Raw genomic sequence first — 19095 nt, 5'->3', positions numbered from 1 at the left:
CGTCATGACGGCCTCCCCAGATGGGCGCCGTGGACTTTGGCCGAAGAAGCCGTGGGAAGCTTACGGGCCCCGGTCCCCGGCGCGTCAGGATCATCGTCGTCGATCAGTATGCGCTCCGCCGCACCCTGAATGTCCTCGTACTGACCGGCGCGCAGGGTCCAGACGAAGGCGCCGACGGCCATCAGGCCGAGAACCACCGAGAACGGCGCGAGCAGGAAGATGATGTTCATCGCCGGTTCCTCACCCGAAGCGCGTTGAGCGTCACGACCAGCGACGAACCGGACATCGCCAGGGCGGCGACGAAGGGGTTCACCAGACCGAGCATCGCGGCCGGCGCGGCCACGAGATTGTAGAGCGCCGCAAAGCCGAAATTTTCGAGCGCGCGGCGGCGGGCCGAGCGCGCGACGTCTATAGCCTCGACGACCACCATCAGGGCGTCTCCAGTCAGCACAAGGTCGGCGGCGTTCTGGCTGGCCGCCAGCGCCGTTCCGGGCGCGACGGCGGCGTGCGCGCGCGCCAGCGCCGCGGCGTCGTTCAAGCCGTCGCCGACCATCAGGACCTTGCGGCCGGCGGCGGCGAGGCGGTCGATTGCCTCGGCCTTCTCCTGCGGCAGCAGTCCGGCGCGCCAGGCGGCGACGCCGACGGCCCCGGCCACGGCCCTGACCGCGCCGACCTGGTCGCCCGACAGGATTTCGATCGTGATCCCGCGCGCCTTGAGAGCCGCGATCGTGTCGCCGGCGTCCGGCCGCAGGGCGTCCGAGAACTGCAGGCGGACCCTCGGGTCGCCTTCAAAGCCGAACCACAGCTCGGTTTCGCCGGAACGAAGGGTCGGAACGCCCACAAACGCCGCCCGGCCCAGCCGGGCGCGGCGGCCGTCGATCAAGCCCTCGACGCCCAGCCCGGTATGCTCAACCACCTCTGTCGCCAGGGGCCCCTCGCCCGCCGCGCGGGCTATGGCGCGCGCCATCGGGTGGCTGGAGGCCCGGGCCAGCGGCGCCGCCAGGGCGATGATCGTCGGCGACGCCCCGACCAGGGCAGGCCTTCCCTCCGTCAGCACACCAGTCTTGTCGAAGACCACATGATCGATCTCGGCCAGCCGCTCGAGCGCCGCACCCGACTTGACGAGCACGCCACGCCGGAAGAGCCGGGCGGACGCGACGACCTGCACCGCGGGAACCGCCAGTCCGAGGGCGCATGGGCAGGTAACGATGAGCACGACTACGGCCCGGATCAGTGCTTCCCGCGGCTCGAGGCCCAGGGCCCAGCCGCCGGCGAAGGTCGCCAGCGCCGCCGCGTGCACCACCGGCACATAGAAGGCGGCGGCGCGATCGGCGAGCCGCACATAGCGCGAGCGCGACTGGGCCCCCGCCTCGACCAGCCGGGCGATGGCGGACAGGGTGGAATCCTCCGACCGGGCGCTGGCGCGCACCGTCAGCAGGCCGGCCGTATTGACGGCCCCGGCGCGGCATAGCCCGCCCGGCCGGACCCGTTCGGGCACGCTCTCGCCGGTCAGCAGGCTGTTGTCGATCAACGCCTCTCCGGCCTCGAGGACGGCATCGACCGGGATGCGATCGCCTGGCCGCACGCGCAGGATGTCGCCGGGCCGGATGTCGCCCAGCGGGACCGACCGTTCGCGACCCAGCGCGTTGACGACGCAGGCGGTGGGGGCCTGCAAGGCCAGCAGATCACCGGCGGCGCTGCGCGCCTTGGCCCGCAGCACATGATCCAGCCAGCGCCCGATCAGCAACAGAAACAACAGGGAGACGGCGGCGTCGAAATAGGCGTCGCGGCCATTCAGGATGGTCTCGGAAAAGCTGATCGCCAGGGTCAGGATCACCCCGACCGAGATCGGCACGTCCATATTGGCCCGGCCCGCCCGCAGCGACCGCCAGGCCGACCGGAAGAAGGTCATCCCCGCGAAAATGGCGCAGGGCGCGCCGACGGCCGCCGACATCCACATCATCATCGAACGGGTGGCGGGGCCGAGTTCCTGATCGAACAACCCGGCCCAGATCGGCACCGAGAACATCATGGCGTTCATCGCGCCGAAGCCCGCCACCGCCAGGGCGAGGATCAGCTGACGCCCCTCCTGGTCGCGCTGCACGAGGGCGGCGCCCGGATCGTATGGTGTAGCCGGGTAGCCGAGCCGCGCGAGAGCGGCGATGATGCGGCCGGGATCGACGGCGACGTTGTCGAGGCCAAGAGCGAGGCGTCCGGTGGACAGGTTCAACCGTGCCGAATCCACGCCCGGAAGGCGGGCCATCTCGCGCTCGATCTTGGCGATACACCCGGCGCAGCGCGCCCCGGTCACCAGCAGGTCAAGACGGGTCTGACCGTCGTCCGTCCGACGCAGGAAGGCCGACATGTCGGGCCGGGCCGCCGCGTCGAAAGTCACGGCCATGTCAGCCTCCGTTCAGCGACGAACGACTGGCCGCCGCCCTCGGCATCGACACGGGTATCCCAGACTCCGGACAGGCCGGCACGGTCGCCGACGTAACGCCCCGGCGCCGTCTCAGTCAGGGTCAGGACGCTGCGTCCCTGTTCGGTGGCCGGTCGCAAAAGTGTGGCCGTGACCTTGAGGCCGCTCAACGGTTGGCGGTCCCGATCCTGAAGCAGGACCATCACGCCGTCGGTCCGGGCCTCTACTGCAACGCGCCAGCCGAGGACCTCCTGCGCCCGCAGGCGCTCCAGCTCGGCATTGTAGATCAGTCCCGCCTCATAGGGCCGGGGCGCGACCTGCCCGGGATGGGTGCGGTAGGCCAGGGTCAGGAAGGCCGCATCGACCCCGATCACAATGACGAAGAAGGCCACGACGCCGGCGGCGACGTGCCAGCCCTTGACCGTGAACGGGACCCGAGGTGCGGAGGGTGCAGGCATCAACGGGCTTCTCCATAGTCGAAGGCGGTCCGGACGGTCTGGACCTGGTCACCCGACCGGATTTCGAATGTCGCGGGCCGGCTGCCGTCGCCGACCTGATCCACGGGCGCGGTGACGAAGACCCGTACAGGCGTCACCCGGTTGGGATCGACCCGAAGGCTCAGCGGGTCCGCAAGGGGCCGTCCGGGACTTCTCAGGGTCGCGCCTGGAATGCCGGCGTAGCGGATTTCGACGGTCGCCACCTCAAAGCCGTGGTTGGCGATCTTCAGGGTGTAGCCATTGCGAACGGCTCCGTCGTGCAGCCGGACCGAAGCCGGATTCCGGTCGCGCAGGGCGTGGACGTCCAGAGCCTTCCGGGTGCTGAAGCCCCAGATCATGAGGCCGCCGACGACGGCCAGGGCGATGCCGTAATAGAGGGTCCGCGCGCGGATCAGACGGTGCTGCGGCTTCTGTCCGCAGTTCCGGGCCGCGACGGCCGCATCGGTGTCATAGGCGATCAGCCCGCGCGGCCGGCCGACCTTGTCCATGACCTCGTTGCAGGCGTCGATGCACAGGCCGCAGTTGATGCACTCCAACTGGGCGCCGTCGCGGATGTCGATGCCCATGGGGCAGACCACCACGCACTGGTTGCAGTCGATACAGTCGCCGCGGCCTTCCCAGGACTCCGACTTCTTGTGCGGCCCGCGCGGTTCGCCCCGGTCGTAACGGTAGGTCACCTGGAAGGACTGGTCGTCCAGCATGGCTCCCTGGATGCGCGGCCAGGGGCACATATAGATGCAGACCTGCTCGCGCATATGTCCGGCGAAGACATAGGTCGTGAAGGTCAGAATGGCGCAGGAGACATAGGCCGTCATCGGCGCCGTCCCGAGCCAGAAGGTGCGGATCAGGTCCGGCGCGTCGTGAAAATAGAAGATCCAGGCGCCACCGGTACCGAAAGCCGCGCCGATCCAGACCGCGTGTTTTCCCGTCTTGCGCCAAAGTTTGTTGAACGACATCGGAGCCGCGTCGAGCCGCATCCGCGCGTTGCGGTCACCCTCGAACATCCGCTCGATATAGATGTAGAGGTCGGTCCACACCGTCTGGGGACAGGCGTAGCCGCACCACAACCGGCCGAACAGCGAGGTGACAAGGAACAGGGCCAGCGCCGAAAGCACCAGCAGGCCGGTGATGAAATACACCTCCTGCGGCCACAGCTGGATCATGAAGAAATAGAAGCGGCCGCCGTCAAAATCGACGAGGACAGCCTGGTCCGGCAGGGCGCCGGGCCGCTCCCACCGGATCCACGGGGTGATGTAGTAGATCGCCAGCATGACGATCAGCAGCGTCCATTTGATCCACCGCCACCGGCCGTGAACCAGCTTGGGATAGATCGGCACGCGGGCCTTGTAGAGACCCTTGGGGCGAGCCTTCTCGCGCTGCTTTTCGGCAATGGAGACCGGACCCGTTGTCGCCGCACGATCACGGGTCCGGTCGATGATGATGGTCATGGCGCGGCTGCGGCGACTCCGGACGCCTCGCCGCCCCCGGCGTTGACGTGGACATAGACGGCCAGGGCCTTGATCACGCCCGGTGAGAACCGGCCCTCCCATGTCGGCATGACGCCGTTGCGGCCGTTGTGAATCTGGCCGCGGATGGACTCGCGGTCGGAGCCGTACAGCCACTCGCGGTCCGTCAGATCCGGCGCGCCCAGCAGACGATCGCCCACGCCCGTCGGCGTATGACAGGCGGCGCAGTTGTCGGCGTAGAGCTGTTGCGCCCGGCCGACAGCGGCGGCATCCGCCGGCCGTCCTGACAGGCGCATGACGTAGTCCGTCAGGTCGGAAACCTGGGCGGCGTTGAGCATACCGTCGCGACCGAAGGCCGGCATTTGCGAAGTGCGGGTCTCGGGGTGGGCTGACCGGACACCGACGCGCAGGGTGTGCTCGATTTCCTCAAGCGAACCGCCCCAGAGCCAGACGTCGTCCCGCAGATTCGGATAACCCCGGGCGCCGCCGCCGCCGGCGCCGTGGCAGGTGGCGCAGTTGTCGCCGAAGACCGACTGGCCGACTGACAGGGCATGGGCCTGGAGGTCCGGATCCGCCTCAATCTGCTGAAGGGACGCCGTCGCCAGCATCGTCTCGCCGCGACCGCGCTGGACCTGGAGCGCCTGGAGCTGCTGGGCGACATCGGCCCTGTCCGATTGATGGAGAACGCCGGGGGTGTAGCCCTTCAGACCCGGCCAGGCCGGCATCAAGACCCAGAAAACGACAGCCACGACGATGCTGCCGTAGAACACCCACAGCCACCAGCGCGGCAGCGGATTGTCCAGCTCGCGAATGCCGTCCCACTCATGCCCCGTCGTCTCGACGCCGGAGTGATCGTCGCGCTCGGGCTCAGACATGCTCGTCCTCGTCTTTTTCGAGCGGAAGGTGGGAGAGGCGTTTGAAGGCCTCGCGATGCTTCGGCCACAGCGCGTAGACGACGCCAGCGATGAAGACGGCGCCGAAGTAGAGGGTGCCGCCCTGCTGGGCGAACCGCGCCACGGTTTCGTAGTCGAAGCCGCTCATCGCAGGTTCTCCGGGTCTTCAGCCTGATAGGTGCGGAAGTCGACCATGGTGCCGAGCTGCTGCAGATAGGCGATCAGGGCGTCCATCTTGGTCAGCCGCTCGGGATTGCCGTCGAAATCGCCCTGGGCCACGCGGGGTCCGTAGCGGCTGCGCAGAGCCGAGGTCTGGCTCGCGAACGGATCGACCTGTGCGTTCAGATCCGCCACGGCGTTTTCGACCTGATCGGCCGTGTAGGGAACGCCGACCGCAACCATCGCCCTCAGCTTGGCCTGAATGGCGTGCTGATCCAGATCCTGGTCCGCGAGGAACCGGTATGGAGGCATATTGGACTCGGGCACGAGGGATCGCGGGTTGGACAGGTGCTCTGCGTGCCAGTCGTTCGAATACTTGCCGCCGACGCGCGCCAGATCAGGCCCCGTGCGCTTCGATCCCCACTGGAAGGGATGGTCGTACATGCTCTCGGCGGCGAGGCTGTAGTGGCCGTAGCGTTCCACCTCGTCGCGCAAGGGACGGACCATCTGCGAGTGACAGCCGTAGCAGCCCTCCCCGATGTAGATGTCGCGCCCGGCCAGCTCGAGCGGGGTGTAGGGGCGGACGCCCTCGACCTCCTCGATCGTGCTCTCGACCCAGAAGAGCGGGGCGATCTCGACGATGCCGCCGATGGACACCACGATGGTGATGCCGATGACCAGCCAGAGCGAATGCCGCTCGAACCTGTGATGTTGCTTCCACATGGTCTGATCCTCACTGGGCCGGCAGGAGTTGCGGCTCGATGGTCGTCGCCGGCACGTTCGCGGAAGAACGCGAGGACGGCATGCGGATCGTTCGCCACAGGTTGTAGGACATGATGAGCGTGCCGCTCAGGAACATCAGACCGCCGACGGTGCGGATGACGTTCTGGATATGCTTGGCGGACACGGTCTCGATGAAGCTGTTGGCGAGGAAACCGTCGGGCGTGTATTCGCGCCACATCAGGCCTTCCATGACGCCGGAGACCCACATCGCGGTGATGTAGAGAACGATGCCGGTGGTTGCGATCCAGAAATGCCACTCAACCAGGGCGTTGGAGTACAGCCGGTCCTTCTTCCACAGCCACGGAACCATGCAGTAGATGGCGCCGAAGGTGATGAAGCCGACCCAGCCGAGGGCGCCGGAGTGGACGTGGCCGATAGTCCAGTCGGTGTAGTGCGACAGGGCGTTGACCGTCCGGATGGACATCAGCGGCCCTTCGAACGTCGACATGCCGTAGAAGGCGATGGCCACGACCATCATGCGGACGACCGGGTCGGTGCGCAGCTTGTCCCAGGCCCCCGACAGGGTCATCAACCCGTTGATCATCCCGCCCCAGGACGGCATCCACAGCATGATCGAGAAGGTCATGCCCAGCGTCTGCGCCCACTGCGGCAGAGCCGTGTAGTGCAGGTGGTGCGGGCCCGCCCAGATGTAGATGAAGATCAGCGACCAGAAGTGCACGATCGACAGGCGGTAGGAATAAACCGGCCGCTCGACCCTCTTCGGCACGAAATAATACATCATCGCCAGGAAACCTGCGGTCAGGAAGAAGCCGACCGCGTTGTGGCCGTACCACCACTGCACGAGGGCGTCCTGGACCCCGCCGAAAGCTGAATAGCTGCGCGCCTCAAGCAGGCCGACCGGGACCGCCGCGTTGTTGACGAGGTGCAGCAGGGCGACGGTGACTATGAAGGCCAGGTAGAACCAGTTGGCCACGTAGATGTGGGGTTCCTTGCGCTTCCAGATCGTGCCGAGAAAGACCAGCAGATAGGCGACCCAGACGATGGTCAGCCAGATATCGACGTACCACTCAGGCTCGGCATATTCGCGCGACTGGGTGATGCCGGCGACGTAGCCGGTGGCCGCAAGGACGATGAACAGCTGGTAGCCCCAAAACACGAACCACGGCCAGATCCCGCCGGCCAGCCGCGCCTTGCAGGTGCGCTGCACCACCCAGAACGAGGTGCAGATCAGCGCATTGCCTCCGAAGGCGAAGACGACCCCCGAGGTATGCAGCGGCCTCAGGCGACCGAAATTCAGCCAGCCATGCTCAGGGAAGTAGAAGATTTCGGGCCACGACAGCTGGGCGGCGATGAAGACGCCGACCGTCATGCCGATGACGCCCCAGAACATGGTGGCGATGACCCCGGCGCGGATCACCCCGTCCTCATAGCGTTTGGGGTCTGACCGGAACCAGCCATGGGCGACGCCGATGGTCATGGCGCTCAAAGCCAGGACCGAGGCGGCCATCAGGATGTAGCCGTGAAACCGGAAGGCCGAGTCATCGGTCAGGCCGGTCGCAAACAGGGCCAATACCGCGGCCACGCCGAGGAACAGGAACAGGGCGACGACGTCTGAGGGGGTGTCGGCGTCGGGTGTGGCGATGGACGGCATTCGGATGGATCCCTCGAGCAGAGGATGTTTCCGTGCCCGGCCTTCGCCACCGGCGCCTTGCGCTGGCGCAAAGCTGAGCGGGCAATTCTCAGGTCTTGTGCGTTATGGAGACCCGAGATGCAGAGTCAGGACATTCACGAACAACAGGTGCTGGGCGCTGCCCTCATCATCCTCGGCCTGTCGCTGGGAGGCGCGGCTGCGGCGGCTGGCCTGCTGGCGGCCGAACACATGGCCAGAACGGCGGCGATGTGCGGGCCGACCCTCGGACATTGTGTGCGGTGCATCGCCGCCGGGACCCTGCTTCTCGCCGCGATCGGAGCCTCGGGCGCCGGCGCATGGCTTCTACAATCCCGACGCGTGCTTCAGCGCGCAGAGTGACGCCGCGCTTCAGGCTTGGCGGGCGAGCGCCTTTCGGACGGTCGTCAGCAAGGCATCCGTCAAGAGCGGTTTTTCAATGATCGGCACGCCCGCCGCCGCCGCCCGGTTTCGCAGGGCGGTCCGCGGATTGGTCGTGATCAGGATCGCCGGCAGGCGGACGCCGGTCGCACGAAGACGCTCCAGCAGCGCCAAGCCGTCCATGCCCGGCAGGTGGTGGTCCAGGATCAGACAGCCGGTGTCCGGCAGGTCGCCCGTGGCCAGCAGACTCTCGCCGTCGCGGAAGCTACGGACATCGAGCCCCTCGAGGTCGAATGAGAACTGCATGGCGTGGGTCACTGCGGGATCGTCATCGACCAGGATGACGCAAGGTCGGGCCGGGACGCTGACGGGAGCCGCCGTCACGCGCACAATCCCTCCAGCCGGCGCCGCTGCAGCAGGCGCACATGACGGGACGACCGGGCCTCAACCATGCCCTGGGCCTGGAGCTGGGACAGGGTGCGCGAGACTGTATGGATGGTAAGGCCGACATGGTCGGCGATGTCCTGCCGGGTCATGGGCAGGTCAATGATTTCCGGCCGGCCCGTCCGTTCGGCGAAATCCAGAAGGAAGGCGGCGACACGCTCGGTAGCGCCCTGCCGGGCGAGAATCAGGGCGTGGTCCTCGCTACGCCGGAAGGCGCGGACGGTGACCTGCCACAGAGCCCGGGCGAGACCGACATCGGTCGCGGCGCGTCCCGCCAGCTCCGTCCGCTCCATCGCCAGGGCGTCGACGCGGCTCAGGGCCTCCGTCGTGGTCGCATGCTCCACGCCGGCCTCGAGGCCGAGAAAGTCACCCGGCAGATGAAAGCCTGTGACCTGACGGCGGCCATCGCTCAGCAGACGGTAGCTGACCACAGCACCACTCATCACGCGATAGACGAGCCGGACCGCGTCACCTTGCCGGAACAGAAGCGCGCCCGGGGCGAAGGGCGACCGGGGGGCCGTCGTCGCGCTGGCGAAAGCGCCGCAGAGCGCGCAATCCGGGGGCGCGTCCGACGAGGGGGCAACCACTTCCCAAGGTTCGCGATAGCGTAGGGCGGTCATCCGATCCTCCAGGCACGGTCGATGCCGCAAGCTAGGACCCTGCCCCGTTCACCGGTATTCGGGTCTGCCCCCTAGGGGATTTCCCTGATGCCCGGAGATGGGTCCCGCTACACCGCCCGGGCGTGCCGACGTTCGACGGGGAGCAGGCCCGCATCGAAACAGGCAGCCACGACTCGCATCAGACGGGAGGCCTCCGCCAGTATGGTCACCGTACGGTCTTCGACCCGGCACAGTTCATCGATCTGGAGCGCTTCATTGCGCGGCATTCGCCGACCTAGCCGCCGGCCGCGTCTGGTGGAATTCGGGGGTTTCACCTACGGGGTGTTGCGGAGGCGATGATGACGACTACCCCCCCGGAGGCGATCGAGGCCCGGCCCATCCGGGACTGGATGCTGGCGACGCGACATACCCGATTGGGTCTGGCGACCGCTGTCGTCGCCACCGCCACGGGGCTCATGCTGCGCCTGGCGATGTCGCCGCCGCTCGAGGACCGGCTGGCGTTCCTGATCTTCATCCCGGCTGTCGTCGGCGCGGCGGCGCTCGGCGGCGCGGCCTCCGGCGCCGTCGCGACCGTGCTTGGCCTTGCCTGCGGCCTGTATGTCTCGGGCGCCGCCGATGGTCTGACCAGCGGGGACCTGATCGGCGGGTCCATCTTCCTGCTGATCGGCGCGCTGATCACGGCCGGCGGAGAAGCCTTTCAGTCCATGCGGTCCCGCTCGGTGGCTGTGAATCGCGACCTGCTGGCTCGCGAAGCCCATCTCCGGTCGATCCTCGCCACCGTTCCGGACGCCATGGTCGTCATCACCGAGCGCGGGATCATGCAGTCCTTCAGCGTCGCGGCGGAGCGCCTGTTCGGCTGGAAAGCCGAGGAGGTGATCGGTTGCAATGTGAAGATGCTGATGCCTGAGTCCTACCGGGAGCAGCATGACGGCTACCTCGATCGATATCTGACCAGCGGCGAGCGGCGTATCATCGGGGTCGGCCGGGTCGTCGTGGGAGAGCGCCGTGACGGCTCGACCTTTCCGATGGAGTTGTCAGTCGGCGAGATGATTTTGGGAGACCGGCGCTTCTTCACCGGCTTCGTCCGCGACCTCAGCGAGCGGCAGGACACAGAACAGCGTCTGCAGGAACTGCAGTCCGAACTCGTCCACATCTCGCGACTGACCGCCATGGGGGAGATGGCCTCGGCCCTGGCGCACGAGCTGAATCAGCCGCTCTCGGCTATGGCTAACTACCTGAAAGGTTCATCACGACTGCTCGCCGCTGAGCCGGTGCCGCGCGAACGTTTGCTGGAAGCCATCCAGAAGGCGGGCGAACAGGCTCTTCGCGCCGGAGAAATTATCCGCCGGTTGCGCGACTTCGTCGCGCGCGGCGAGGCCGAGCGTCGGGTCGAAAGCCTGCCCAAACTGATCGAGGAGGCCAGCGCCCTTGCCCTGGTCGGGGCCAAGGAGCATGGCGTCCGCGTCCAGTTCCGGTTCGCGCCCGGAATCGATTTTGTCCTCGCCGACAAGGTCCAGATCCAGCAAGTGGCGCTCAATCTGATACGCAACGCGATGGAAGCCATGGAGGCGGGTTCGAAAAGGGTCCTGGAGATCAGGATCGACCCGGCGGCGGATGATCACGCCCAGGTGACGGTGGCCGATACGGGTTCGGGCATCAGCCCCGAGATTGCCAACCAGCTGTTCCAGCCCTTCATCACTACCAAGCGGACCGGCATGGGCGTCGGTCTGTCAATCTCACGAACCATCATCGAAGCGCACGGCGGGCGCATCTGGATGGAGCCGAACCCAGGCGGGGGCACCCGATTCTGCTTTACACTGCGCGCCGTAGGCGAGGAGGAACTCAGCGATGCCGAATGAGCCGGTGGTCCATATTGTTGACGATGACGCCGCGATCCGGGATTCCCTGGCCTTCCTTCTGGACACCGCGAATCTGGTCTCAAGGACCTATGAGTCCGCCGCCGCCCTGCTGGCGCACGCCACGAATCTGGAACCGGGCTGCATTGTCACGGATGTGCGCATGCCGGACATGAACGGGCTGGAGATGGTTCGCCGGCTGGCTGAAATCGGCGTACGCCATCCCGTCATCGTCATGACCGGTCACGCGGACGTGCCGCTGGCCATCGAAGCGGTCCGCGCCGGCGTCAGGGACTTCATCGAAAAGCCCTTCGACGACGATGCCCTGGTGGTGTCGATCCGCGCTGCCATCGCCAACCAGGCCCAAGCCGCCGAACACGCGGGACGGGATACCGAACTCCGTGAACGACTCGCCAGCCTCTCATCGCGCGAGCGGCAGGTGCTGGACGGTCTCGTCGCCGGCCAGGCCAACAAGGTCATCGCCTACGATCTGGAGATCAGCCCCCGGACGGTCGAGGTCTACCGGGCCAATGTCATGACCAAGATGCAGGCCCGGAGCCTCTCGGAACTGGTCCGGATGACGATCCTCGTCCAGCGCCCGTGAACCTCTGGCCTTCAGGGGTTTCCCGGAGGTGACCCGGCCTGGCTCAGGTGGGATTGGTCCGGCTCGCCGCGAGGTCCATACCGATGTTCGACTACCAGGCCGCATTCCAGACCGCTGTCGAGCAGGTCAAGGGCGAAGGGCGCTATCGCGTCTTCGCCGACCTCAAGCGCGTGCGCGGTGAGTTCCCCAGGGCCATCCGCCGCCGCGAGGACGGCAGCGAGCAGGACGTCATCGTCTGGTGCTCGAACGACTACCTCGGCATGGGTCAGCATCCGGTGGTGCTTCAGGCCATGCAGGCCGAGATTGACGCGGTCGGCGCGGGCGCCGGCGGCACCCGCAACATCTCGGGCACGACCCGGTCTGCGGTGGATCTGGAGGCCGAACTGGCCGCCTGGCACCGCAAGCAGGCGGCCCTGCTGTTCACCTCGGGCTATGTGGCCAATGAGGCGACCCTGACCACGCTGCAGCGCATCCTGCCGGGGTTGGTGATCTTCTCGGACAGCCTGAACCACGCCTCGATGATCGCCGGCATCCGCAACGGCGGCTGCGAGCGGCATATCTACGCCCACAACGATCTGGAACATCTCGAGGCCCTGCTGCGCGACGCCCCGGCCGAGGCGCCCAGGCTGATCGCCTTCGAGAGCGTCTATTCGATGGACGGCGACATCGCCGACCTGGCCGGCACCATCGCCCTGGCCCGCAAATACGGCGCCCTGACCTATCTCGACGAGGTCCACGCGGTCGGCCTGTACGGCGCGACCGGCGCGGGCGTGGCCGAGCGCGACGGGGTGCTGGACGGCATCGACATCGTCGAATGCACGCTCGGCAAGGCCATCGGCGTCATGGGCGGCTATATCGCCGCCGATGCGGTGATCATCGACGCGGTGCGCAGCTGGGCTTCGGGCTTCATCTTCACCACCAGCCTGCCGCCGGCCCTGACCGCCGGGGCTTTGGCCTCGGTACGCTGGCTCAAGACCCATCCCGAGGTGCGCGAGGCGCATCAGGAACGCGCCGCCACCCTGAAGGCCCGCTTCAAGGCCGCCGGCATCCCGGTGATGGACTCGGTCAGCCACATCGTGCCGGTGTTCGTCGGCGACCCGGTGCACACCAAGATGATCTCGGACATGCTGCTGGAAGAGCACGGCGTCTACGTCCAGCCGATCAACTATCCGACCGTGCCCAAGGGCACCGAGCGGCTGCGCTTCACCCCGTCGCCCAACCACACCGACGCCATGATGGACGACCTCGTCCGCGCCATGGACCGGCTGTGGACCCACTGCAATGTGGCGCGGCTGCCCGTAGCCGCTTGATCAAGCTCGTCTGCCGGATCGGCAGACGTCGACCTCGATATACCGGGCCCCTGCCTGGCGTTTCCGGTTGCGGACCAGACCAAACGGAAACCTCGCATTGTCGCGGCGTTGAAGGTTCTGCAAGTTCGGTCCGGAACCCTCATGCCCCAGTATTCAGACCCTCGTCCTTCACGCCGTTTCGACTCGATCCTGCGGCCCACGCCCGACGGACTCTGGTGTCCGGGCGGGGCGTTCTTCATCGATCCGCCGCGGCCCGTTGATCGGGCGGTTATAACTCACGGCCATGCTGACCATGCACGCGCGGGGCACGGCTCGGTGCTGGCCACGCCTGAAACCCTGGCCATCATGGGCGAACGCTACGGCCATGACTTCGCCGGTCACGCCCAACCGTTGGCCTATGGCGAACGAGTCATGGTCGGGGACGTCGAGGTGTCGCTGGCGCCGGCGGGTCATGTGCTGGGATCGGCGCAGGCGACGGTCCGTCAAAACGGCCTGACGATCACGGCTTCCGGCGATTACAAGCGGCGTCGGGACCCGACCTGCGCGCCGTTCGAGCCGGTGCCCAGCGACGTCTTCATCACCGAGGCGACCTTCGGCCTGCCCGTATTCCGTCATCCACCGGATACCCTGGAGATCGCACGGCTGCTGCGTTCCGTTCAGCAGTTCCCCGAGCGCGCCCATCTTGTCGGGGCCTATGCCCTGGGCAAGGCGCAGCGGGTGATCCGGTTGCTGCGCGAGGCAGGCTATGACGAGACGATCTATGTGCACGGTGCGCTGGAGCGGCTGAACCGGCTGTACGAACATTTCGGTGTGATGCTCGGTCCGCTGGCGCCTGCAACCGGGTCCAAGGCGGATTTCGCCGGGCGTATCATCATCGCCCCGCCGTCCGCCCTGGCGGATCGCTGGAGCCGGCGTTTCCCCGATCCGGTCACGGCCTTCGCCTCCGGCTGGATGAGCGTCAGGGCCCGGGCCCGCCAGCGCGGCGTCGAACTGCCCCTGGTGCTGTCGGACCACGCCGACTGGGACGAACTGACTGACACCCTGACCGAACTGTCGCCGCACGAGGTCTGGATCACCCACGGGCGCGACGACGCCCTGCGCCGCTGGGCCGAGCTGAACGGGCTCAAGGCGCGGGCGTTGCATCTGGTGGGCTATGAGGACGAGGACGACGACTGATGCGCGCCTTCGCCGCCCTTCTGGATCGCCTGTCGCTGACTGCCTCGCGGAACGCAAAGCTCCGCCTGATCCGCGATCATCTGGTTGATACGCCGGACCCTGACCGCGGATGGGCTCTCGCCGCCCTGACCGGCGCCCTGTCCTTCACCGCCGCCAAGCCCGCCATGATCCGCCGGGCTGTCGAGGTGCGGGTCGATCCGGAACTCTTCCGGCTGTCCTACGACTATGTCGGCGACCTCGCCGAGACCGCGGCCCTGATCTGGCCGACCCGCCACGGAGCCAATCGGGAACCGGACCTGTCGGAGGTGATCGACGCCCTGACGCAAGCGAAACGCGGCGAGGTGCAGGGGCTGATCGAGGGCTGGCTGGATGCGCTTGACGCCGACGGCCGCTGGGCGCTGCTGAAGCTGGTGACCGGAGGCCTGCGCGTCGGCGTCTCGGCGCGGCTGGCGTGGCAGGCGGCGGCCGACTTCGGCGGGGTGGAAGTGCCGGATATCCAGGAGGTCTGGCACGCCCAGGCCCCGCCCTATGCCGATCTTCTGGCCTGGCTGGACGGCCGGGCCGAGCGTCCTTCGGCGGACGCTTACGGCCGCTTCCGCCCGGTCATGCTGGCCCAGCCGATCGACGAGGCGGAGATGGAGAGGCTGGACCCCGCCGCCTACGCCGCCGAATGGAAATGGGACGGCATCCGGGTGCAGGCGGTCAGCGAGGGCGGAGTGAAGCGCCTGTACAGCCGCACCGGGGAGGACATCTCCCCGACCTTCCCGGACGTATTGGCGGCCTTGACCCATGAGGGCGTGATCGACGGCGAGCTTCTGGTGCTCCGCGACGGGCGGGTCGGGTCATTCGGCGACCTGCAGCAGCGCCTCAACCGCAAGACGGCGGACGCCAAGGTCATGACCGCGCATCCCGCCGGCATTCGCGCCTACGACCTCCTGGCGGCGGACGGCGTCGATCTGCGCAAGCTGACATTTGGAGAACGGCGAGCGCGGCTGGAGACCTTGGTCGCCTCGCTGGCGTCCGACCGGATCGACCTGTCCCCGATCCAGCCCTTCGTCTCCTGGGACGCCCTCGCCGCCTTGCGCGCGGCGCCGCCGGAGGGAGACCCACAGGCGGCGGAAGGCCTGATGCTGAAGCGGCTCGACAGCGTCTATGAAGCGGGCCGGCCCAAGGGCCCCTGGTTCAAGTGGAAGAAGGACCCTCATCTGGTCGATGCGGTGCTGATGTACGCCCAGCGGGGTCACGGCAAACGGTCCAGCTTCTACTCCGACTTCACCTTCGGGGTCTGGACCGAGGACGTCGACGGCAGCCACGCCCTGACGCCGGTGGGCAAGGCCTATTTCGGCTTCACCGACGAGGAGCTGACGCAGCTCGACAAGTTCGTGCGCGACAATACGGTCGAACGCTTCGGTCCGGTGCGGTCGGTGAAGGCGAGCCGCGAATTCGGCCTGGTGCTGGAGGTGGCTTTCGAAGGACTGCAACGATCGAAGCGCCACAAGTCCGGGGTCGCCATGCGCTTCCCGCGGATCAGCCGCATCCGCTGGGACAAGCCCGCGAAGGAAGCGGACGAACTGGCGACACTGGAGGGGATGCTGGATCAGGCCGAGAGGGGATGAATGGAAGCGGGCTCGCGCCTTTCCATCAACCTCGGCTGAACCGTTCGATCCTGAACGGCGTCAGGTCGATCACAGGTTTCACGCCCAGAGCCAGTGACGCCGTCAGCTCGGCGGTGATCGCCGACATGGTCAGGCCGAGGTGCTGGTGGCCGAAGGCGTAGAGGATGCGCGGATCACGCTCCAGCCGGCCAACCGCGGGCAGATAGTCGGGCAGGGTCGGCCGCGGCCCGACCCACCGGTCCGGTTCGGGCGAGAAGCGGATGCCGAGGCGCGCCAGCCGGCGCTCCAGCGCGCGCCATTTGCGCGGATCTCCTGGCGCGTCAGGGGACCCGAACTCGACGAAGCTCGAGGCGCGCAGGCCGCTGGTGAAGCGGGACACCACCATCGAATGTTCCTCGAACACCGTCGGCGGCAGGGCTTCGTCCCAGTCGTGGTCGGCGCTCTGCACTGAATAGCCGCGCTCGCCGATCACCGGGGCCTCGACGCCCAGGCCGCGCATCAATCGCCCCGCCCATGCCCCCGCCGCGATCAGCGCGCCTTCGGCCTCGCGCGAGCCGCCGCCTTCGAGATGGGCGATCACGCGATCACCGCTGGACAGATGCGCGACCCGGGCGTGAACCACCTCGCCACCTCGCGCGCTGAAGGCGGCCATCAAGGCGTCGCGGGCGGCTTGGGGCTCGCTGACCTGGGCGGTGCCGGAGAAACGGATGCCTGCGACCGGCGCGCGCGTCATCACCGCTGCATAGGGGGCCAGATCGTCCGCGCCCATCGGTCTGAAGGCGGCGCTGCCCGTCGGCGCCCGCTCCCAACCTCGCATGCCCTTTCCGGTCGCGCGCTCCGACATCCAGACCACGGCGTGGCCGTCGCGGCCGACGACGTCCGGCGCGCCGGAGAACTCCGCCAGCCGCCGCCAGGCCGGCAGGGCTTGGGCGAGTATGGCGGTCAGGGCCGCCTGCCCTCGCGCGTGACAAGCGGGGCTCGAGGCCGCGATGAACCGCATCGCCCACGGCCCCCACAGTCCGGCGTCCCGCCAGCGGAAATCAAGCGGCCCGCCCAGGCCGAACAGGCGACCGGGGAAGGTCCGCAGGCTTTCGCGCGACGCCAGGGGCGAGACCTGTTCGGCGGCAATATGACCGATATTGCCGAACGAGGCGGCGCGGCGCGGATCGCCCGGATCGATCAGGGTCACCACAAAGCCCGCCGCCTGCAGCCGCAGGGCCGAGGCGGCCCCGACCAGACCGCCGCCGATGACGAGATAGGACTTCGGTTGCATCGGACTCCCGTTGCCTCAAGATCAAGATCGTATACGATAATGACTTAAGTCACTCTAAGCGAGAACCGGATGTCGATTTCCTGGGAGGGCGTGATCCCCGCCGCCACCACGCAGTTCGCGGCGGATTTCTCGATCGATTTCGACTCCACCGCCACGGTGCAGGATGGGCTGATCCGCGACGGCGTGCACGGCCTGATCGTCATGGGCACGGTGGGCGAAAACAACTCGCTCGATGCTGACGAGAAGCGCGCCATGCTGGCCGCGACGGTCAAGACCGTGGCCGGGCGTGTGCCGGTGATCGCCGGCGTGGCCGAGCTGGACACCCGCCGCGCGGCGGCCTTCGCCCGCGACGCCGAGGCCATCGGCGCCGACGGCCTGATGGTCCTGCCGGCCATGGTCTATGTCCCGACCCAGGCCGAGTTGGCCGCGCATTTCCGGACCGTGGCCGAAGCCACCGGCCTGCCGATCATGCTCTACAACAACCCGCCGGCCTATCGGGTCAGTATCGGCTCTGAGGCCCTGCACGCCTTGTCGGACCTGCCCAATGTCGTCGCCCTCAAGGAGAGCGCGCCCGACACCCGCCGCTTCACCGACCTGCTGAACGAATTCGGCGACCGCTATGTCCTGTTCGCCGGGCTCGACGATGTGGCGCTGGAAGGGCTGATGCTGGGCGCGCAGGGCTGGGTCTCGGGCCTGACCAATGCCTTCCCGAAGGAGTCGCTCGCCCTCTGGGACGCTTTCAAACGCGGCGACATGACTACGGCCCTGGCGATCTACCGCTGGTTCATGCCGCTGCTGCACCTCGACGCCGATCACGATCTGGTCCAGTCGATCAAACTGGCCGAACAGATCATGGGCCGCGGCCATGAACGGGTCCGCCCGCCGCGCCACCCGCTGGTCGGAGCCCGCCGGGCCGAGGTCGTCGCCATGGTCGAGAAGGCCGCCGCGACCCGCCCGGTCCTCTAGCCGTGGCCCGCCACGTCTTCCGCTGCATCGACGGCCATACCGCCGGCAATCCCGTGCGGCTGGTGATCGAGGGGGCACCAGAACTGACCGGCGACAGCATGAGCGCCCGGCGTCAGGATTTCATGGCGCGCTATGACTGGATCCGCACCGGCCTGTGTTTCGAGCCGCGCGGTCACGACATGATGAGTGGCGGCTTCCTCTATCCGCCGACCAGCGCGGACGCCGATGTCGGCATCCTGTTCATCGAGACCAGCGGTTGCCTGCCGATGTGCGGCCACGGGACCATCGGCATCGTCACCTTTGCGCTGGAACACGGCCTGATCACCCCGCGCACGCCCGGCAAAGTCATCGCCGAGGTCCCGGCCGGGGTGATCGAGCTGGACTATGTAGAGGACGGAGGCCGGGTTCGGTCGGTCCGCATCCGCAATGTGGCCTCCTGGCTGGACAAGCAGGGCATCGAAATCGACGTGCCCGACTTCGGCCCCCTGACCGTTGATGTCGCCTATGGCGGAAATTTCTACGCCATCATCGAGCCTCAGGGCGCCTATGCCGGGCTCGAAGCCCTCGGCGCCGCGCGCATTCTGCAGCTTTCGCCGGTGATCAGGACGCTTGTGCGCGAGGCCTTCACCCCGATGCATCCGCTCGACCCGACCATTCGCGGCGTCTCTCACCTGCTGTGGGCCGACGAGCCCAAGGGTGAAGGCGCCGACGGGCGCAACGCGGTCTTCTATGGCGACAAGGCCATCGACCGCAGCCCCTGCGGCACCGGCACCTCGGCGCGGCTGGCGCATCTTCACGCGACCGGCCGCTTGCCGGTCGGCCAGTCCTTCGTCCACGAAAGCTATATCGGCAGTCGCTTCATCGGCCGCGTCGAAGCCGAGACCGAAGTCGGCGGACGACCCGCCATCATTCCCTCGGTCGAGGGTTCCGCCATAGCCACCGGGCTGAACGAGATCTGGATCGACGACGAGGACGTCTTCGCCCACGGCTTCCAGGTGGCCTGAG

At 67.5% G+C, this 19095-nt stretch carries 20 protein-coding genes; 8 read left to right on the top strand and 12 right to left on the bottom strand.

Annotation, left to right across the window (positions count from 1 at the left end; all coding sequences use genetic code 11):
* Window positions 1–2: 2 nt before the first annotated feature.
* Genes ccoS through ccoN form a run of 8 tightly spaced genes read right to left on the bottom strand, consistent with a single transcriptional unit; the run spans window position 3 to window position 7655 of the window.
* Window positions 3–230, bottom strand: a complete 228-nt coding sequence (ccoS, locus tag ACTIEW_RS04960; protein WP_439476811.1) for a cbb3-type cytochrome oxidase assembly protein CcoS — start codon at window positions 228–230, stop codon at window positions 3–5.
* Window positions 227–2401 carry a heavy metal translocating P-type ATPase gene (locus tag ACTIEW_RS04955; RefSeq protein ID WP_439476810.1) on the bottom strand — a complete coding sequence of 725 codons (2175 nt, stop codon included), beginning with the start codon at window positions 2399–2401 and terminating at the stop codon, window positions 227–229. The genes ccoS and ACTIEW_RS04955 overlap by 4 nt, the downstream gene beginning before the upstream one ends.
* Entirely contained in the window at window positions 2392–2877 is a 486-nt protein-coding gene (locus tag ACTIEW_RS04950) for a FixH family protein (RefSeq protein ID WP_439476809.1), read from the bottom strand. Before ACTIEW_RS04950 ends, ACTIEW_RS04955 begins: the two co-directional genes overlap by 10 nt.
* Window positions 2877–4364 carry a cytochrome c oxidase accessory protein CcoG gene (ccoG, locus tag ACTIEW_RS04945; RefSeq protein ID WP_439476808.1) on the bottom strand — a complete coding sequence of 496 codons (1488 nt, stop codon included), beginning with the start codon at window positions 4362–4364 and terminating at the stop codon, window positions 2877–2879. Before ccoG ends, ACTIEW_RS04950 begins: the two co-directional genes overlap by 1 nt.
* On the bottom strand, window positions 4361–5257 hold the full coding sequence (gene ccoP, locus ACTIEW_RS04940) for a cytochrome-c oxidase, cbb3-type subunit III (RefSeq protein ID WP_439476807.1): 897 nt from the start codon (window positions 5255–5257) through the stop codon (window positions 4361–4363). The genes ccoG and ccoP overlap by 4 nt, the downstream gene beginning before the upstream one ends.
* Window positions 5250–5423: a cbb3-type cytochrome c oxidase subunit 3 gene (locus tag ACTIEW_RS04935; protein ID WP_439476806.1), complete on the bottom strand. Its 174-nt coding sequence runs from the start codon at window positions 5421–5423 to the stop codon at window positions 5250–5252. The genes ccoP and ACTIEW_RS04935 overlap by 8 nt, the downstream gene beginning before the upstream one ends.
* The gene (gene ccoO, locus ACTIEW_RS04930) at window positions 5420–6157 is read right to left on the bottom strand and encodes a cytochrome-c oxidase, cbb3-type subunit II (protein WP_439476805.1); all 738 of its coding nucleotides are present in this window, start codon (window positions 6155–6157) and stop codon (window positions 5420–5422) included. The genes ACTIEW_RS04935 and ccoO overlap by 4 nt, the downstream gene beginning before the upstream one ends.
* 10 nt (window positions 6158–6167) lie before the next feature.
* Window positions 6168–7655, bottom strand: a complete 1488-nt coding sequence (ccoN, locus tag ACTIEW_RS04925; protein WP_439476989.1) for a cytochrome-c oxidase, cbb3-type subunit I — start codon at window positions 7653–7655, stop codon at window positions 6168–6170.
* A 291-nt stretch (window positions 7656–7946) separates the two neighbouring features.
* Between ccoN and ACTIEW_RS04920 the strand changes: the two genes are divergently transcribed.
* On the top strand, window positions 7947–8207 hold the full coding sequence (locus ACTIEW_RS04920; protein ID WP_439476804.1) for a hypothetical protein: 261 nt from the start codon (window positions 7947–7949) through the stop codon (window positions 8205–8207).
* Between the two features lie 9 nt (window positions 8208–8216).
* On the opposite strand, the gene ACTIEW_RS04915 is transcribed toward ACTIEW_RS04920, so the two are convergent.
* From ACTIEW_RS04915 to ACTIEW_RS04905, 3 genes are all read right to left on the bottom strand, one after another.
* Window positions 8217–8609: a response regulator transcription factor gene (locus ACTIEW_RS04915; RefSeq protein WP_439476803.1), complete on the bottom strand. Its 393-nt coding sequence runs from the start codon at window positions 8607–8609 to the stop codon at window positions 8217–8219.
* Complete coding sequence (locus ACTIEW_RS04910) at window positions 8606–9289, bottom strand: helix-turn-helix domain-containing protein (RefSeq protein WP_439476802.1); 684 nt, start codon at window positions 9287–9289, stop codon at window positions 8606–8608. Before ACTIEW_RS04910 ends, ACTIEW_RS04915 begins: the two co-directional genes overlap by 4 nt.
* Before the next feature lie 107 nt (window positions 9290–9396).
* Entirely contained in the window at window positions 9397–9555 is a 159-nt protein-coding gene (locus ACTIEW_RS04905; protein ID WP_439476801.1) for a hypothetical protein, read from the bottom strand.
* 72 nt (window positions 9556–9627) lie between these two features.
* Between ACTIEW_RS04905 and ACTIEW_RS04900 the strand changes: the two genes are divergently transcribed.
* The 5 genes from ACTIEW_RS04900 (at window position 9628) to ACTIEW_RS04880 (ending at window position 15851) form a co-directional block, all read left to right on the top strand.
* A complete protein-coding gene (locus ACTIEW_RS04900; RefSeq protein WP_439476800.1) occupies window positions 9628–11148 on the top strand; it encodes a PAS domain-containing sensor histidine kinase in 1521 nt (506 codons plus the stop codon).
* Window positions 11138–11749 (top strand): response regulator FixJ, encoded by a 612-nt coding sequence (gene fixJ, locus ACTIEW_RS04895; RefSeq protein ID WP_439476799.1) that lies wholly within the window; start codon window positions 11138–11140, stop codon window positions 11747–11749. The genes ACTIEW_RS04900 and fixJ overlap by 11 nt, the downstream gene beginning before the upstream one ends.
* A gap of 83 nt (window positions 11750–11832) precedes the next feature.
* Window positions 11833–13059, top strand: a complete 1227-nt coding sequence (gene hemA, locus ACTIEW_RS04890) for a 5-aminolevulinate synthase (RefSeq protein WP_439476798.1) — start codon at window positions 11833–11835, stop codon at window positions 13057–13059.
* 141 nt (window positions 13060–13200) lie between these two features.
* A complete protein-coding gene (locus ACTIEW_RS04885) occupies window positions 13201–14235 on the top strand; it encodes a ligase-associated DNA damage response exonuclease (protein WP_439476797.1) in 1035 nt (344 codons plus the stop codon).
* Window positions 14235–15851 (top strand): cisplatin damage response ATP-dependent DNA ligase, encoded by a 1617-nt coding sequence (locus tag ACTIEW_RS04880; RefSeq protein ID WP_439476796.1) that lies wholly within the window; start codon window positions 14235–14237, stop codon window positions 15849–15851. The genes ACTIEW_RS04885 and ACTIEW_RS04880 overlap by 1 nt, the downstream gene beginning before the upstream one ends.
* A 25-nt stretch (window positions 15852–15876) precedes the next feature.
* Here ACTIEW_RS04880 and ACTIEW_RS04875 read toward each other — a convergent pair whose 3' ends face one another.
* Complete coding sequence (locus ACTIEW_RS04875) at window positions 15877–17124, bottom strand: NAD(P)/FAD-dependent oxidoreductase (RefSeq protein ID WP_439476795.1); 1248 nt, start codon at window positions 17122–17124, stop codon at window positions 15877–15879.
* 69 nt (window positions 17125–17193) lie between these two features.
* Between ACTIEW_RS04875 and ACTIEW_RS04870 the strand changes: the two genes are divergently transcribed.
* Both ACTIEW_RS04870 and ACTIEW_RS04865 read left to right on the top strand, forming a co-directional pair.
* Entirely contained in the window at window positions 17194–18090 is an 897-nt protein-coding gene (locus ACTIEW_RS04870; RefSeq protein ID WP_439476794.1) for a dihydrodipicolinate synthase family protein, read from the top strand.
* A gap of 2 nt (window positions 18091–18092) precedes the next feature.
* Window positions 18093–19094 carry a 4-hydroxyproline epimerase gene (locus tag ACTIEW_RS04865; RefSeq protein ID WP_439476793.1) on the top strand — a complete coding sequence of 334 codons (1002 nt, stop codon included), beginning with the start codon at window positions 18093–18095 and terminating at the stop codon, window positions 19092–19094.
* Window position 19095: the final 1 nt, after the last annotated feature.

The organism is Brevundimonas sp., assembly GCF_051860745.1.
Classification (GTDB): domain Bacteria; phylum Pseudomonadota; class Alphaproteobacteria; order Caulobacterales; family Caulobacteraceae; genus Brevundimonas.
Note: the sequence above shows the minus strand (reverse complement) of the source record. Positions and strands in the feature narration are given on the sequence as shown.

Bases quoted from the DNA above. Each gene is read 5' to 3' on its own strand.
- ccoS (WP_439476811.1), bottom strand. From the start codon at position 230: ATGAACATCATCTTCCTGCTCGCGCCGTTCTCGGTGGTTCTCGGCCTG.
- ACTIEW_RS04955 (WP_439476810.1), bottom strand. From the start codon at position 2,401: ATGGCCGTGACTTTCGACGCGGCGGCCCGGCCCGACATGTCGGCCTTC.
- ACTIEW_RS04950 (WP_439476809.1), bottom strand. From the start codon at position 2,877: ATGCCTGCACCCTCCGCACCTCGGGTCCCGTTCACGGTCAAGGGCTGG.
- ccoG (WP_439476808.1), bottom strand. From the start codon at position 4,364: ATGACCATCATCATCGACCGGACCCGTGATCGTGCGGCGACAACGGGT.
- ccoP (WP_439476807.1), bottom strand. From the start codon at position 5,257: ATGTCTGAGCCCGAGCGCGACGATCACTCCGGCGTCGAGACGACGGGG.
- ACTIEW_RS04935 (WP_439476806.1), bottom strand. From the start codon at position 5,423: ATGAGCGGCTTCGACTACGAAACCGTGGCGCGGTTCGCCCAGCAGGGC.
- ccoO (WP_439476805.1), bottom strand. From the start codon at position 6,157: ATGTGGAAGCAACATCACAGGTTCGAGCGGCATTCGCTCTGGCTGGTC.
- ccoN (WP_439476989.1), bottom strand. From the start codon at position 7,655: ATGACCATCGGCGTCGCCCATGGCTGGTTCCGGTCAGACCCCAAACGC.
- ACTIEW_RS04920 (WP_439476804.1), top strand. From the start codon at position 7,947: ATGCAGAGTCAGGACATTCACGAACAACAGGTGCTGGGCGCTGCCCTC.
- ACTIEW_RS04910 (WP_439476802.1), bottom strand. From the start codon at position 9,289: ATGACCGCCCTACGCTATCGCGAACCTTGGGAAGTGGTTGCCCCCTCG.
- ACTIEW_RS04905 (WP_439476801.1), bottom strand. From the start codon at position 9,555: ATGCCGCGCAATGAAGCGCTCCAGATCGATGAACTGTGCCGGGTCGAA.
- ACTIEW_RS04900 (WP_439476800.1), top strand. From the start codon at position 9,628: ATGACGACTACCCCCCCGGAGGCGATCGAGGCCCGGCCCATCCGGGAC.
- fixJ (WP_439476799.1), top strand. From the start codon at position 11,138: ATGCCGAATGAGCCGGTGGTCCATATTGTTGACGATGACGCCGCGATC.
- hemA (WP_439476798.1), top strand. From the start codon at position 11,833: ATGTTCGACTACCAGGCCGCATTCCAGACCGCTGTCGAGCAGGTCAAG.
- ACTIEW_RS04885 (WP_439476797.1), top strand. From the start codon at position 13,201: ATGCCCCAGTATTCAGACCCTCGTCCTTCACGCCGTTTCGACTCGATC.
- ACTIEW_RS04880 (WP_439476796.1), top strand. From the start codon at position 14,235: ATGCGCGCCTTCGCCGCCCTTCTGGATCGCCTGTCGCTGACTGCCTCG.
- ACTIEW_RS04875 (WP_439476795.1), bottom strand. From the start codon at position 17,124: ATGCAACCGAAGTCCTATCTCGTCATCGGCGGCGGTCTGGTCGGGGCC.
- ACTIEW_RS04870 (WP_439476794.1), top strand. From the start codon at position 17,194: ATGTCGATTTCCTGGGAGGGCGTGATCCCCGCCGCCACCACGCAGTTC.